At 40.3% G+C, this 14,700-nt stretch carries 12 protein-coding genes, 1 tRNA gene and 1 other RNA gene; 12 read left to right on the plus strand and 2 right to left on the minus strand.

The features are described 5' to 3' along the window. Positions 1-11 precede the first annotated feature (11 nt). The 6 genes from HT728_RS03710 (at position 12) to sufB (ending at position 5,665) form a co-directional block, all read left to right on the plus strand. Positions 12-206, plus strand: a complete 195-nt coding sequence (locus HT728_RS03710) for a DUF3272 domain-containing protein (RefSeq protein WP_001041547.1) — start codon at positions 12-14, stop codon at positions 204-206. A 264-nt stretch (positions 207-470) separates the two neighbouring features. After that, complete coding sequence (sufC, locus tag HT728_RS03715) at positions 471-1,241, plus strand: Fe-S cluster assembly ATPase SufC (RefSeq protein WP_024478459.1); 771 nt, start codon at positions 471-473, stop codon at positions 1,239-1,241. Between the two features lie 27 nt (positions 1,242-1,268). After that, complete coding sequence (gene sufD, locus HT728_RS03720) at positions 1,269-2,531, plus strand: Fe-S cluster assembly protein SufD (protein WP_101514360.1); 1,263 nt, start codon at positions 1,269-1,271, stop codon at positions 2,529-2,531. 10 nt (positions 2,532-2,541) lie between these two features. Continuing rightward, the gene (locus HT728_RS03725) at positions 2,542-3,768 is read left to right on the plus strand and encodes a cysteine desulfurase (RefSeq protein WP_173233843.1); all 1,227 of its coding nucleotides are present in this window, start codon (positions 2,542-2,544) and stop codon (positions 3,766-3,768) included. Continuing rightward, positions 3,755-4,195: a Fe-S cluster assembly sulfur transfer protein SufU gene (sufU, locus tag HT728_RS03730; RefSeq protein ID WP_173214244.1), complete on the plus strand. Its 441-nt coding sequence runs from the start codon at positions 3,755-3,757 to the stop codon at positions 4,193-4,195. The genes HT728_RS03725 and sufU overlap by 14 nt, the downstream gene beginning before the upstream one ends. Positions 4,196-4,252: 57 nt before the next feature. Next, positions 4,253-5,665, plus strand: a complete 1,413-nt coding sequence (gene sufB / locus HT728_RS03735) for a Fe-S cluster assembly protein SufB (RefSeq protein WP_000797050.1) — start codon at positions 4,253-4,255, stop codon at positions 5,663-5,665. An 83-nt stretch (positions 5,666-5,748) separates the two neighbouring features. On the opposite strand, the gene pbp3 is transcribed toward sufB, so the two are convergent. After that, positions 5,749-6,990 carry a D-alanyl-D-alanine carboxypeptidase PBP3 gene (pbp3, locus tag HT728_RS03740; RefSeq protein ID WP_173217559.1) on the minus strand — a complete coding sequence of 414 codons (1,242 nt, stop codon included), beginning with the start codon at positions 6,988-6,990 and terminating at the stop codon, positions 5,749-5,751. Between the two features lie 102 nt (positions 6,991-7,092). Between pbp3 and cozE the strand changes: the two genes are divergently transcribed. The 3 genes from cozE (at position 7,093) to HT728_RS03755 (ending at position 10,739) form a co-directional block, all read left to right on the plus strand. Then, complete coding sequence (cozE, locus tag HT728_RS03745; protein WP_164225969.1) at positions 7,093-8,202, plus strand: cell elongation protein CozE; 1,110 nt, start codon at positions 7,093-7,095, stop codon at positions 8,200-8,202. 540 nt (positions 8,203-8,742) lie between these two features. Next, positions 8,743-9,090, plus strand: a transfer-messenger RNA (tmRNA) gene (gene ssrA, locus HT728_RS03750). A 314-nt stretch (positions 9,091-9,404) separates the two neighbouring features. Then, positions 9,405-10,739, plus strand: a complete 1,335-nt coding sequence (locus HT728_RS03755; protein ID WP_155459215.1) for an Nramp family divalent metal transporter — start codon at positions 9,405-9,407, stop codon at positions 10,737-10,739. Between the two features lie 78 nt (positions 10,740-10,817). Here HT728_RS03755 and HT728_RS03760 read toward each other — a convergent pair. Continuing rightward, a tRNA-Ser gene (locus HT728_RS03760) sits at positions 10,818-10,905 on the minus strand. Positions 10,906-11,066: 161 nt separating this feature from the next. Here HT728_RS03760 and HT728_RS03765 point away from each other — a divergent pair. Genes HT728_RS03765 through HT728_RS03775 form a run of 3 tightly spaced genes read left to right on the plus strand, consistent with a single transcriptional unit; the run spans position 11,067 to position 14,664 of the window. After that, a complete protein-coding gene (locus tag HT728_RS03765; protein WP_173217557.1) occupies positions 11,067-11,807 on the plus strand; it encodes a DeoR family transcriptional regulator in 741 nt (246 codons plus the stop codon). After that, the gene (pfkB, locus tag HT728_RS03770; RefSeq protein WP_173233845.1) at positions 11,804-12,715 is read left to right on the plus strand and encodes a 1-phosphofructokinase; all 912 of its coding nucleotides are present in this window, start codon (positions 11,804-11,806) and stop codon (positions 12,713-12,715) included. Before HT728_RS03765 ends, pfkB begins: the two co-directional genes overlap by 4 nt. Next, a complete protein-coding gene (locus HT728_RS03775; protein ID WP_173233847.1) occupies positions 12,712-14,664 on the plus strand; it encodes a fructose-specific PTS transporter subunit EIIC in 1,953 nt (650 codons plus the stop codon). Before pfkB ends, HT728_RS03775 begins: the two co-directional genes overlap by 4 nt. Positions 14,665-14,700: the final 36 nt, after the last annotated feature.

The raw sequence follows: 14,700 nt of genomic DNA on the forward strand, positions 1-14,700 counted from the left end.
ACAATAAATTTATGAATAAACAACAATTTATTATTATGGCGCTGTTTACAGCTGCTGAGACCTATTTTTTCAATGAAGCCTGGATGACTGGCCGCTATATTATGGCAGCCTTTTGGGCAATTTTACTCTTCAGAAATTTTCGTGTCAGTTATGTGATGGGCAAAATCGTTGATGTCATCGATCAGCATTTTAATAGGAAAGACTAGCCCTCAGCTTCCAGACAAAATCAAAGCCTTTTAGGCTTTTTTTTGTTATACTATAAAAGTATATTTATTGACCTTTTATACTCTTCGAAAATCTCTTCAAACCACGTCAGCTTTATCTGCAACCTCAAAGCGGTACTTTGAGCAACCTGCGGCTAGCTTCCTAGTTTGCTCTTTGATTTTCATTGAGTATTACCGTATTTTCTAGAGACAACTAGTATGTTTCTAGTAAGCACTGTAAAGGTCTTGAAAAAGAAAGGAACTATCATGTCAGTATTAGAAATCAAAGATCTTCACGTTGAGATTGAAGGAAAAGAAATTTTAAAAGGGGTGAACCTGACCCTGAAAACAGGAGAAATTGCCGCTATCATGGGACCAAATGGTACAGGTAAATCGACTCTTTCTGCCGCTATCATGGGAAATCCAAACTATGAAGTAACCAAAGGTGAAGTTTTGTTTGATGGCGTAAACATCCTTGAGTTGGAAGTGGATGAGCGTGCGCGTATGGGACTTTTCCTTGCTATGCAATACCCATCTGAAATTCCTGGAATTACCAATGCTGAGTTTCTTCGTGCCGCTATGAATGCTGGTAAAGAAGATGATGAAAAGATTTCAGTTCGTGAGTTTATCACTAAGTTGGACGAGAAAATGGAATTGCTCAACATGAAAGAAGAAATGGCTGAACGTTATCTCAATGAAGGTTTCTCTGGTGGTGAGAAAAAACGAAATGAAATTCTTCAACTTTTGATGTTGGAACCAACTTTTGCCCTTTTGGATGAGATTGACTCTGGTCTTGATATTGACGCTCTTAAAGTCGTATCAAAAGGTGTCAATGCTATGCGTGGTGAAGACTTTGGTGCTATGATTATCACTCACTACCAACGTCTTTTGAACTACATCACACCAGACGTGGTACACGTCATGATGGAAGGTCGTGTTGTCCTTTCTGGTGGTCCAGAATTGGCTGCGCGTTTGGAGCGTGAAGGATACGCAAAACTAGCTGAAGAACTTGGCTACGACTACAAGGAAGAATTGTAATTCCCTCGTATCTTTTAGGAGAAGTAAATGACTAAAGAAAATATTAAACTTTTTTCAGAAATGCACGCTGAACCAAGCTGGTTGGCTGACCTCCGTCAAAAAGCTTTTGACAAGATTGAGACTTTGGAATTACCAGTTATTGAGCGTGTCAAATTCCACCGTTGGAATCTGGGTGATGGAACGATTACAGAAAGCGAGCCATCAGTAAATGTTCCAGATTTCACAACTTTAGATAACCACTTGAAGTTGGTGCAAGTAGGAACGCAAACTGTTTTTGAGCAAATTCCAGTTGAGTTGGCTCAACAGGGTGTCGTCTTTACAGACTTCCATTCAGCTTTAGAAGAAATTCCAGAGCTTGTTGAGGAATTATTCATGTCATCTGTCAAGTATGACGATGATAAGTTGGCAGCCTACCATACAGCTTATTTCAATAGTGGTGCTGTCCTCTATATTCCTGATAATGTTGAGATTAAAGAACCAATCGAAGGTATTTTCTACCAAGACAGCGATAGCGATGTACCGTTTAACAAGCATATTATGATTATCGCTGGTAAAAATTCTAAGATTAGTTATCTGGAGCGTTTAGAGTCACGTGGTGAAGGAAGTACAAAAGCAACTGCAAACATCACTGTCGAAGTGATTGCACGTTCTGGTGCTCAAGTGAAGTTTGCTGCGATTGACCGTCTAGGTGAAAACGTCACTGCTTACATTAGCCGTCGTGGTAAATTAGGCAACGATGCAAGTATTGACTGGGCGATTGGTGTCATGAACGAAGGGAATGTTGTTGCTGACTTTGATAGCGACTTGATTGGAAATGGTAGCCATGCAGATCTCAAGGTTGTAGCTCTTTCAAGTGGCCGTCAGGTACAAGGGATTGATACTCGTGTAACCAACTATGGTTGCAACTCAATTGGAAATATCCTTCAACATGGGGTTATTCTTGAAAAAGCAACTTTGACTTTCAATGGTATCGGTCACATCATCAAGGGTGCTAAGGGAGCAGATGCGCAACAAGAAAGTCGTGTTCTCATGCTTTCAGACCAAGCGCGTTCAGATGCTAACCCAATTCTTTTGATTGATGAAAATGATGTTACTGCAGGACACGCGGCTTCTATCGGTCAGGTGGATCCAGAAGATATGTACTACCTCATGAGCCGTGGCTTGGATAAGGCAACTGCAGAACGTTTGGTTGTCCGTGGTTTCCTTGGCTCCGTTATCGTTGAGATTCCAGTCAAGGAAGTTCGTGATGAAATGATTGCGACTATCGAAGAAAAATTGTCAAAACGCTAAGGGGTAGCCTATGTTAGATGTAGAAGCGATTCGCAAGGATTTTCCAATTTTAGACCAGATTGTCAACGATGAGCCATTGGTCTATTTAGACAATGCTGCAACGACACAAAAACCACTAGCTGTTCTTGAAACGATTAACCGCTACTATGAGAAGGACAATGCCAATGTTCACCGTGGTGTTCATACCTTGGCAGAAAGGGCGACAGCTTCTTATGAGGCGGCTCGTGAAACCATTCGTAAGTTTATCAATGCAGACTCTACAAAGGAAGTTCTCTTTACCAGAGGAACGACAACCAGTCTTAACTGGGTAGCTCGCTTTGCTGAGGAGATTCTGACTGAGGGAGATCAAGTTTTGATTTCTGTCATGGAACACCATTCCAATATCATTCCATGGCAGGAAGCCTGCCGTAAGACTGGGGCAGAGCTTGTCTATGTTTATCTCAGGGACGGTGCCTTGGATATGGATGACTTGCGAGTTAAATTGACTGATAAGGTGAAATTTGTCTCCCTAGCTCATGCCTCAAATGTTCTTGGAGTGGTTAATCCTATCAAGGAAATCACTCAAATAGCCCACCAAGTTGGAGCCATCATGGTGGTGGATGGTGCTCAATCTACGCCTCATATGAAGATTGATGTTCAGGACTTGGGTGTGGACTTCTTTGCCTTTTCAGGTCACAAGATGGCTGGTCCAACTGGTATCGGTGTTCTTTACGGCAAAGAAAAGTATCTGGAGCAAATGTCACCCCTTGAATTTGGTGGTGAGATGATTGATTTCGTTTATGAACAATCTGCTAGTTGGAAGGAATTGCCTTGGAAATTCGAGGCTGGAACTCCTAACATGGCTGGTGCAATCGGACTTGCTGCCGCAGTGGATTATCTGGAAAAGATTGGTATGGATGTCATTGAAGCCCATGAACAGGAATTGATCGCCTACGTATTTCCAAAATTGCAGGCAATTGAAGGACTGACCATTTATGGTTCACAGGACTTGGCTCAACGTTCAGGTGTCATTGCTTTTAACCTAGGCGACCTTCATCCTCACGACCTTGCAACGGCTTTGGATTATGAAGGTGTGGCAGTTCGTGCGGGTCACCACTGTGCGCAACCCTTGCTCCAGTATTTGGATGTTCCAGCAACAGCTCGTGCAAGTTTTTATATCTACAATACCAAGGAAGATTGCGACAAGCTAGTCGATGCCTTACAAAAGACAAAGGAGTTTTTCAATGGCACTTTCTAAACTAGATAGCCTTTATATGGCAGTGGTAGCGGACCATTCGAAAAATCCACATCATCAAGGAAAGTTGGAAGATGCTGAACAAATCAGTCTCAACAATCCGACCTGTGGCGATGTCATCAATCTCTCTGTCAAGTTTGATGCAGATGACTGTTTGGAAAATATCGCTTTTCTAAACTCAGGTTGTACCATCTCAACTGCCTCTGCAAGCATGATGACAGATGCTGTTTTGGGCAAGACCAAGCAAGAAATTTTAGAACTTGCGACTATTTTTTCTGAAATGGTTCAAGGACAAAAAGATGAACGCCAAGACCAACTAGGCGATGCAGCTTTTTTGTCAGGTGTTGCCAAATTTCCGCAACGAATCAAATGTGCAACCCTAGCTTGGAACGCCCTTAAGAAAACAATCGAAAATCAAGAAAACAACTAAGACAAGTTTCTTTTGTCTTATGAATCAGTAGAAATGAAGAATGAAAGAAAGGATATTATGGCTGAAGAAAGAGTAGAACCAAAACCAATTGACCTTGGTGAATATAAATTTGGTTTCCATGATGATGTAGAGCCTGTCCTATCGACAGGAAAAGGATTGAATGAAGATGTCATTCGTGAACTATCAGCTGCTAAGGGAGAACCTGAGTGGATGTTAGAATTCCGTTTGAAGTCTTATGAAACCTTCAAAAAAATGCCTATGCAAACTTGGGGAGCAGACTTGTCAGAGATTGACTTTGATGACTTGATCTACTACCAAAAACCATCTGATAAGCCAGCCCGTTCTTGGGATGACGTTCCTGAAAAAATCAAAGAAACCTTTGAACGTATTGGGATTCCGGAAGCTGAGCGTGCCTATCTAGCAGGTGCCTCTGCCCAGTATGAGTCAGAAGTGGTTTACCACAACATGAAGGAAGAGTTCCAGAAATTGGGGATTATCTTTACAGATACAGATTCTGCCCTCAAGGAATACCCAGACTTGTTTAAACAATACTTTGCCAAGTTGGTACCGCCAACAGATAACAAATTAGCTGCCCTCAACTCAGCAGTATGGTCTGGTGGAACCTTTATCTACGTACCAAAAGGTGTAAAGGTAGATATTCCACTTCAAACTTACTTCCGTATCAACAACGAAAATACTGGTCAGTTTGAACGTACCTTGATTATCGTTGATGAGGGAGCAAGTGTCCATTACGTAGAAGGATGTACAGCGCCAACTTATTCAAGTAACAGCTTGCATGCGGCCATCGTAGAAATCTTTGCCTTGGATGGAGCTTATATGCGTTATACGACTATCCAAAACTGGTCTGATAACGTCTATAACTTGGTAACCAAACGTGCTAAAGCTCAAAAGGATGCCACTGTTGAGTGGATTGATGGTAACTTGGGTGCTAAAACAACCATGAAATATCCATCTGTTTACCTTGATGGAGAAGGGGCGCGTGGTACCATGCTTTCGATTGCCTTTGCCAATGCTGGGCAACACCAAGATACGGGTGCTAAGATGATCCACAATGCTCCACATACTAGCTCGTCTATTGTGTCTAAATCCATTGCTAAAGGCGGAGGAAAGGTTGACTACCGTGGACAGGTAACCTTTAACAAAAACTCTAAGAAGTCTGTTTCTCACATCGAGTGTGATACCATTATCATGGATGACTTGTCAGCATCAGATACCATTCCGTTTAATGAAATTCACAACTCGCAAGTAGCTTTGGAACACGAAGCTAAGGTATCTAAGATTTCTGAAGAACAACTCTATTATCTCATGAGCCGTGGATTGTCAGAATCTGAGGCAACTGAGATGATTGTTATGGGATTTGTAGAACCCTTCACAAAAGAGCTTCCAATGGAATATGCTGTTGAGCTAAACCGCTTGATTAGCTATGAAATGGAAGGATCAGTCGGTTAAAATTTGTTTTTAGATTTACCCCCAATCAAGGATCTTGAAGATGAATTTGTAATAAAAAATCGCGATTTTAAACCGCGATTTTTTTATAATTTCTCATTAACAAATCGGATAAACTGATTCCACCAAACTTTTAAGAAGAAGGCTTTTTCAACATTCTTTTCTGCTACCATTTCAAAACTAGGACGTTCTGTGGTAATGTAACCTTGACCGATCAAGTCCTTGTCTTCGTAAGTCAGATGGCCAACCACTGTTCCAGCTTCAAGTGGTGCTGGGATTGCTTTGGAATCAGGTGTGAATTGAACAGATTGGGAAGATTGATTCCCAATACGCTCAATTAGATAGATATCCTCTGGGGCCACTGCAGTGACCGTATCTTCTTTTCCATCTTGTACAGGGGCTTTGCTATCTTGATAGGCATCGCCTTGCTGAACGATTTTGCGAAGTGTAAATGTAGAAGAAATATAATCCATTAGGGAAGATGTAGCTGTAAACCGAGCGTAGGGATTATTGTCTTGATGGTCTGCATTTAAAACAACTGTGATGACTCTCATGCCTTTTTCGACAGTAGTACCAACAAAAGACTCTCCAGCCTTATCTGTTGTTCCTGTTTTTAGCCCATCAAAACCACCACGGTAAGCAGGCATACCTTCTAACATGTAGTTGGTTGAAGTAATTGTCATTCCAGCAAAAGTAGAAGAAGGTTTTTTGGTGATTTCCAAGACTTGTGGGTATTTTTTGATGAGGTTGCGGGCAACGATAGCGACATCATAAGCACTGAGCTTATTTTCATCATCTTTATTAGACCCTGGGTAAATGTTATCTCCGAGAGTTTCGTTGTTCAGACCAGTTGTATTGACAACCGTGGCATCTTTGATTCCCCATTCCAGGAGTTTGGCCCGCATCATATCAACGAAGTTTTTTTCAGAGCCAGCAATTTTCTCAGCTAGGGCAATAGCGGCGCTGTTGGCACTAGATACCAGGGTTGCTTCAAGCAACTCTTCGACAGTATAATTACGGGCCTCCATAGGAACATTACTGGCTTCAGAATTTGTTGTCAATTGATAAGGATAGTCAGAAATATCTACAGGAGTGGAGAGGGTAATACTTCCCTTTTCCAGAGCTTCATAGACCAGATAAACAGTAATCAATTTTGTTATGGAAGCAATTTCGACAGGTTGCGTTGCATCCTTCTCATAGAGAATTTTACCAGTATTTGCCTCAACAGCAATCGCATGTTTAGCGGCAATGGTAAAATCTTGAGCAACAGCAGTAGAAGCACCTCCTAAAAGGGAGACAGTTAATAAAGTTAAAAATATTTTTTTCATAGTAGTCTTATTCTATCATAAAGAAAAAAAATATTCTTGCTTTAATAATTCATCCGTTAAGCTTTTTGAAAATATGGTAAAATAGAGTGAGGGAGGTAACTCATGTTTCGTAGAAATAAATTATTTTTTTGGACCACAGAAATTTTACTCTTAACCCTCATCTTTTACCTATGGAGACAGATGGGGTCTTTGATTAACCCTTTTGTTAGCGTGCTTAATACAATTATGATTCCATTTTTATTAGGGGGCTTTCTTTATTATTTGACAAACCCTATTGTTACTTTCTTAAATAAAGTCTGTAAACTCAATCGTTTACTTGGTATTTTAATTACCTTGTGTGCTTTGGTCTGGGGAATGGTCATAGGTGTTGTCTATCTCTTACCTATTTTGATTAATCAGTTATCTAGCTTGATTATATCTAGTCAAACTATTTATAGTCGAGTACAAGACTTAATCATAGACTTATCTAATTACCCTGCGCTCCAGAATTTGGATGTAGAAGCTACAATTCAGCAGTTAAACTTATCCTATGTTGATATTCTTCAAAAGATCCTAAATAGCGTATCAAATAGTGTGGGGAGCGTCTTGTCAGCTCTTATCAGTACTGTTTTGATTTTGATTATGACTCCAGTTTTTTTGGTTTATTTCTTACTAGATGGACATAAATTCTTGCCCATGCTTGAAAGAACGATTCTAAAGAGGGATCGTTTGCATATTGCAGGCCTCTTAAAGAATTTGAATGCGACGATTGCTCGCTATATTAGTGGAGTTTCGATTGACGCAATCATTATAGGTTGTTTAGCTTATATTGGCTATAGTATTATTGGTTTAAAATATGCTTTAGTTTTTGCTATTTTTTCTGGTGTAGCCAATTTAATTCCTTATGTGGGGCCAAGTATTGGTCTGATTCCTATGATCATCGCAAATATATTCACTGATCCCCATAGAATGCTGATTGCAGTGATTTATATGCTTGTTGTTCAGCAGGTAGATGGTAATATCTTATATCCTCGAATCGTAGGAAGTGTTATGAAGGTTCATCCAATCACGATTTTAGTTTTACTTTTGTTGTCAAGCAATATCTATGGTGTAGTTGGAATGATTGTCGCAGTGCCAACCTATTCTATCTTAAAAGAAATTTCTAAGTTCTTATCCCGTTTGTATGAAAATCATAAAATAATGAAAGAACGAGAAAGAGAATTAGCTAAGTAAAAGTCAGGAGAACCCTGATTTTTCTTTACTGGAAGTGGCCTTTAGATTAGAAGATTGAAAATAAGTTAAAGTCCTAAACTAATTTTCACAGCTAAGAATAGTAGAAGTTAATCTGATAAAAATCGAAAAACCAGTGGAATTCCGTGTCAGGGTAAGTTCCACTGGTTTTCATAGTCTATTAAAGTTTGAATGAAATTTATTTATTTTAGCACAACAAGTAAAACGTAGTCCGAATAATATAAGGATTGATTTTATAGTTTTTAAACTCAAATGAATTGAAATAAAGAGAGTAGGAAAATTCTCATCTGAAAGTATTTTAGAATAATTTTCTTAGTGAATTTCTTCAAAACAGATAGCTTTATCTTAGGTATGTGTTAATTGGATTTCGTAAGTTCTATTCACAATCGTAAAGTTATGCACTGAGAAAGTTGTAGTTAGTCTCCCAGTTTGCTAAATTTCTCGAATAGTATCTTTTTTAGGTAAGTGATTTCCTTTTTGCATTTTTGAGTTAGATAAGGTATAATGGTTTTATTGTCTTTTGGGGTCGTTACGGATTCGACAGGCATTATGAGGCATATTTTGCGACTCGTGTGGCGACGTAAACGCTCAGTTAAATATAACTGCAAAAAATAACACTTCTTACGCTCTAGCTGCCTAAAAACCAGCAGGCGTGACCCGATTTGGATTGCTCGTGTTCAATGACAGGTCTTATTATTAGCGAGATACGATTAAGTCTTGTCTAGCGGCTTGATAAGAGATTGATAGACTCGCAGTTTCTAGGCTTGAGTTATGTGTCGAGGGATTGTTAAAATAATACATAACCTATGGTTGTAGACAAATATGTTGGCAGGTGTTTGGACGTGGGTTCGACTCCCACCGGCTCCATTATTCCTTTGCATTCTTTTGCATTCCTTGGTAAAACGTTGTTAAATCAACGTTTTTTATTTTTATCTTTGGTATTCCTTGGTATTCTTTTGCAAAAAAAGATACAACATTTTGTTGTATCCTAAATATTAAATCAAGTCCTGAATTTTCTTAAGTTTTTATCATATTTTCTGTTATAATTAAGGTGCCTTAAGAAAAATAATGAAAAAACTAAATGTTTTTCATATAGTTTTCATTGTTTTAATAGTTTAAAGTCAATCTTATTTTTCTCTAATAGAAAATAATGAAAAAGTAGGTTTAGAAAGAGGTAAGTATCTATGTCTTCTCATAAAAAAGTGTCACTCTCTGAGATTAATCAATCTATCGATACTCCAAATAACAATCATTTCTGGCAAAATTTAAAGGCCTTTTTAGGTCCGGGTGCTCTTGTCGCAGTTGGTTATATGGATCCAGGAAACTGGATTACCAGTGTAGTCGGTGGTGCTTCCTATAAGTATAGTCTCTTGTTTGTTATCTTGATTTCATCTCTCATTGCCATGCAACTTCAGCAGATGGCAGGAAAGCTTGGTATTGTAACCCAGATGGACCTGGCTCAAGCAACGGCTCATCATTCACCTAAATGGCTTCGTTATAGTCTATGGGTGATTTTAGAATTAGCCTTGATGGCGACAGATCTGGCAGAAGTTCTAGGTTCAGCGATTGCTCTCAATCTTCTCTTTAAGATTCCGATTATGATAGCCATCCTCTTGACCGTGTTGGATGTTTTTCTCTTATTGCTTCTGATGAAATTTGGCTTTAAGAAGATTGAAGCTATTGTGACAACACTGATTTTAACCATTCTAGCAATTTTTACCTATCTTGTAGCCTTGTCACATCCAAGCTTCCAAGGAATCGTTGAGGGTTATCTACCGAATGCAACCTTATTTAAAAGTCCTTTGCCAGGGCATGAAAGTCAATTAACCTTGGCACTAGGGATCGTAGGAGCAACTGTTATGCCTCATAACCTCTATTTGCATTCATCCTTGTCACAGACTCGTAAAATCAATCACAAGGACAAAAATGATGTTCGAAAAGCCGTACGCTTTATGACCTGGGATTCTAATCTCGAGTTATCCTTGGCCTTTGTCGTTAACTCCCTTCTTTTGATCTTAGGAGCGGCTCTCTTTTTCGGCCATGCATCCGAGATTTCTGCCTTCTCTCAAATGTATAATGCCTTGCAGGATTCTACTATTGCAGGAGCTATAGCTAGCTCGACCTTATCAACCTTGTTTGCCTTGGCTTTATTAGCCAGTGGTCAGAATTCGACAATTACGGGTACCTTGACTGGACAAATCGTTATGGAAGGTTTCTTGCATATGAGATTGCCTCAATGGTTCATTCGTTTGGCGACTCGCCTCTTTGCCTTGCTACCTGTCATGATAGTTGCAGTTCTGTTTGGTCATCAGGAAAAAACCTTGGATCAGTTATTGGTCTATTCACAGGTCTTTCTTTCAATCGCTCTTCCGTTTTCAATCTTCCCTTTGATTTATTTAACTTCTAAGAAATCACTGATGGGCGAATTTACCAATGCTAAATGGAATACCATCCTTGGTTATATTGTTTCCATTATCTTAACAATTCTCAATGTGAAATTGTTATTTGATATTTTCTAAGAAATTCACCCGAGTTATAAAACAAGCATATAAGAAAAAAGATACCCAAGATTTCTTGGGTATCTTTTTTAAAATAAACGGAAGACATGGGATTCGAACCCACGCACGCTGTTACACGCCTACCGCGTTTCCAACACGGCCTCTTAAGCCTCTTGAGTAATCTTCCAATACTTACTCAAATAGTCTACCATAAAGGCTCTTATCTTGCAATAAAAATTCTGAAAATAAGAAAAATGATAGAATTTGAAAGAAAATGATAAAAAATGCTTGACTTTAAAAGAAAGTGTGATAGAATGAATAGTGTAAACGATAACAGGAGGTGATTCGGTGTTAAAAACAGAGCGGAAGCAACTGATTTTAGAGGAGTTAAATCAACATCATGTAATTTCTCTAGAAAAATTAGTTAGTTTGCTAGAGACCTCAGAATCAACGGTTCGAAGAGACTTGGATGAATTGGAAGCAGAAAACAAGCTTCGTCGCGTGCATGGTGGAGCAGAATTGCCTCATTCCTTGCAGGAAGAAGAAACCATTCAAGAAAAATCTGTCAAAAACCTTCAAGAGAAGAAGTTGCTGGCTCAGAAAGCAGCCTCTCTTATCAAGGAACAAGATGTCATCTTTATCGATGCTGGAACAACGACAGCCTTTTTAATTCATGAATTGGTCAATAAGAATGTTACAGTTGTGACCAACTCCATTCACCATGCAGCTCAGTTGGTTGAAAAGCAGATTCCAACTGTCATGGTTGGAGGAAGTGTCAAGATGGCGACAGATGCGAGCATCGGGGGCGTTGCTCTTAACCAGATTAACCAATTGCACTTTGACCGTGCCTTTATCGGGATGAATGGTGTGGACGATGGCTATTATACAACTCCTGATATGGAGGAGGGAGCTGTGAAGCGTGCTATTTTAGAGAATGCCAAACAGACCTATGTCTTGGTGGATTCGTCTAAGATTGGACAAACTTGCTTTGCAAAGGTAGCACCACTCAAACGCGCTATTGTTATCACAAGTCAAGGGCATGATCTCTTGCAGGTTATTAAGGAGAAAACGGAGGTAATAGAAGTATGATTTATACAGTCACACTCAATCCATCCATTGACTATATCGTTCGTTTGGACCAAGTCCAAGTCGGTAGTGTCAATCGTATGGACAGTGATGATAAGTTTGCTGGTGGGAAAGGAATCAATGTCAGTCGTGTCTTGAAACGCTTGGGTATTCCCAATACAGCGACGGGATTTATCGGTGGCTTTACTGGTAAATTTATCACAGATACTTTGGCAAAGGAAGAAATCGAGACACGTTTTGTCCAAGTGGCAGAAGATACTCGTATCAATGTTAAAATCAAAGCAGACCAAGAAACAGAAATCAACGGAACGGGTCCAACTGTTGAGCCCGAACAACTTGAAGAGTTAAAAGCCATTCTTTCAAGTCTGACAGCAGAAGATACAGTTGTCTTTGCTGGTTCAAGTGCTAAAAATCTAGGCAATGTCATCTACAAGGATTTGATTGCCTTGACACGCAAGACTGGTGCGCAAGTGGTTTGTGACTTTGAAGGACAGACCTTGATTGATAGTTTGGACTACCAGCCACTATTGGTTAAACCAAATAATCATGAACTTGGAGCTATCTTTGGGGTTAAACTTGACAGTTTGGACCAAATTGAGAAATATGCTCGAGAGTTACTGGCTAAAGGTGCTCAAAACGTCATTATCTCTATGGCTGGTGACGGTGCCCTTCTTGTCACATCTGAGGGAGCTTACTTTGCTAAACCAATCAAAGGGACAGTCAAAAATTCAGTCGGAGCTGGTGATTCTATGGTTGCCGGATTCACAGGTGAATTTGTCAAATCAAAAGACGCAGTAGAATCCTTCAAATGGGGAGTGGCTTGCGGAACGGCAACCACCTTCTCAGATGATTTGGCAACAGCAGAATTTATTAAAGAAACATATGAAAAAGTTGAGGTAGAAAAACGATGAAAATTCAAGACCTATTGAGAAAAGATGTTATGTTGCTGGATTTGCAGGCAACTGAAAAAACAGCTGTCATTGAAGAGATGATTAAAAGTTTGACAGAGCACGGTTATGTGACAGATTTTGAAACCTTTAAAGAAGGCATTTTGGCGCGTGAAGCCTTGACTTCTACTGGTTTAGGAGATGGTATCGCAATGCCTCACAGCAAAAACGCTGCTGTCAAAGAAGCGACAGTTCTCTTTGCTAAGTCAAACAAGGGTGTTAATTACGAAAGTTTAGATGGGCAACCAACCGACCTCTTTTTTATGATTGCAGCTCCAGAAGGTGCCAATGATACCCACTTGGCAGCCTTGGCAGAATTGTCTCAATACTTGATGAAAGACGGTTTTGCTGACAAACTTCGTCAAGCAACATCAGCTGACCAAGTCATTGAACTTTTTGACCAAGCTTCAGAAAAAACTGAAGAGCCTGTTCAAGCGCCTGCCAATGAAACTGGTGACTTTATCGCAGCTGTTACAGCTTGTACAACAGGTATTGCCCACACTTACATGGCCCAAGAAGCTCTTCAAAAAGTGGCTGCTGAAATGGGTGTTGGAATTAAGGTCGAAACCAACGGTGCCAGTGGTGTTGGTAACCAACTAACTGCGGAAGACATTCGTAAGGCTAAAGCTGTTATCATCGCAGCAGACAAGGCAGTTGAAATGGATCGTTTCGATGGTAAAGCATTGATCAATCGTCCAGTTGCTGACGGTATCCGTAAGACAGAAGAGTTGATCAACATGGCTCTTTCTGGGGATGCTGAAATCTACCGTGCTGCAAACGGTGCAAAAGCTGCAACAGCCTCTAACGAAAAACAAAGTCTTGGTGGTGCCTTCTACAAACACTTGATGAGTGGTGTATCTCAAATGTTGCCATTCGTTATCGGTGGAGGTATCATGATTGCCCTTGCCTTCTTGATTGACGGTGCTTTGGGTGTTCCAAATGAAAATCTTGGTAGTCTTGGTTCCTACCATGAACTAGCTTCTATGTTCATGAAAATTGGTGGTGCAGCCTTTGGCTTGATGCTTCCAGTCTTTGCAGGTTATGTTGCCTACTCTATCGCTGAAAAACCAGGTTTGGTAGCAGGTTTCGTGGCTGGTGCTATTGCCAAAGAAGGTTTTGCCTTTGGTAAAATCCCTTATGCCGCAGGTGGTGAAGCAACTTCAACTCTTGCAGGTGTCTCATCTGGTTTCCTAGGTGCCCTTGTTGGTGGATTTATCGCAGGTGCTTTGGTTCTTGCTATCAAGAAATATGTCAAAGTTCCACGTTCACTTGAAGGTGCTAAATCAATCCTTCTCTTGCCACTTCTTGGGACAATCTTGACAGGATTTGTCATGCTAGCTGTTAACATCCCGATGGCAGCAATCAACACTGCTATGAATGACTTCCTAGGCGGTCTTGGAGGTGGTTCAGCTGTCCTTCTCGGTATCGTCCTTGGTGGAATGATGGCTGTTGACATGGGTGGACCAGTTAACAAAGCTGCCTATGTCTTTGGTACAGGTACGCTTGCAGCGACTGTTTCTTCAGGTGGTTCTGTAGCCATGGCAGCAGTTATGGCTGGAGGAATGGTGCCACCACTTGCAATCTTTGTTGCAACTCTTCTCTTTAAAGACAAATTTACTAAGGAAGAACGCAACTCTGGTTTGACAAACATCATCATGGGCTTGTCATTTATCACTGAGGGAGCAATTCCATTTGGTGCCGCTGACCCAGCTCGTGCTATCCCAAGCTTTATCCTTGGTTCAGCAGTAGCAGGAGGTCTTGTTGGTCTTACTGGTATCAAACTCATGGCACCACACGGAGGAATTTTCGTTATCGCCCTTACTTCAAATGCTCTCCTTTACCTCGTTGCTGTCCTGGTAGGAGCAATCGTAAGTGGTGTGGTCTATGGTTACCTACGCAAACCACAAGCATAAAAAATAGAAAAATGAAAAGATTGTACCGTTTGGTGC

Source organism: Streptococcus sp. 544 (assembly GCF_013277385.1).
GTDB classification, from domain to species: Bacteria; Bacillota; Bacilli; order Lactobacillales; family Streptococcaceae; genus Streptococcus; species Streptococcus mitis_BA.

Coding starts and splice junctions, on each gene's coding strand:
- HT728_RS03710 (WP_001041547.1), top strand. CDS start 12: ATGAATAAACAACAATTTATTATTATGGCGCTGTTTACAGCTGCTGAG.
- sufC (WP_024478459.1), top strand. CDS start 471: ATGTCAGTATTAGAAATCAAAGATCTTCACGTTGAGATTGAAGGAAAA.
- sufD (WP_101514360.1), top strand. CDS start 1,269: ATGACTAAAGAAAATATTAAACTTTTTTCAGAAATGCACGCTGAACCA.
- HT728_RS03725 (WP_173233843.1), top strand. CDS start 2,542: ATGTTAGATGTAGAAGCGATTCGCAAGGATTTTCCAATTTTAGACCAG.
- sufU (WP_173214244.1), top strand. CDS start 3,755: ATGGCACTTTCTAAACTAGATAGCCTTTATATGGCAGTGGTAGCGGAC.
- sufB (WP_000797050.1), top strand. CDS start 4,253: ATGGCTGAAGAAAGAGTAGAACCAAAACCAATTGACCTTGGTGAATAT.
- pbp3 (WP_173217559.1), bottom strand. CDS start 6,990: ATGAAAAAAATATTTTTAACTTTATTAACTGTCTCCCTTTTAGGAGGT.
- cozE (WP_164225969.1), top strand. CDS start 7,093: ATGTTTCGTAGAAATAAATTATTTTTTTGGACCACAGAAATTTTACTC.
- HT728_RS03755 (WP_155459215.1), top strand. CDS start 9,405: ATGTCTTCTCATAAAAAAGTGTCACTCTCTGAGATTAATCAATCTATC.
- pfkB (WP_173233845.1), top strand. CDS start 11,804: ATGATTTATACAGTCACACTCAATCCATCCATTGACTATATCGTTCGT.
- HT728_RS03775 (WP_173233847.1), top strand. CDS start 12,712: ATGAAAATTCAAGACCTATTGAGAAAAGATGTTATGTTGCTGGATTTG.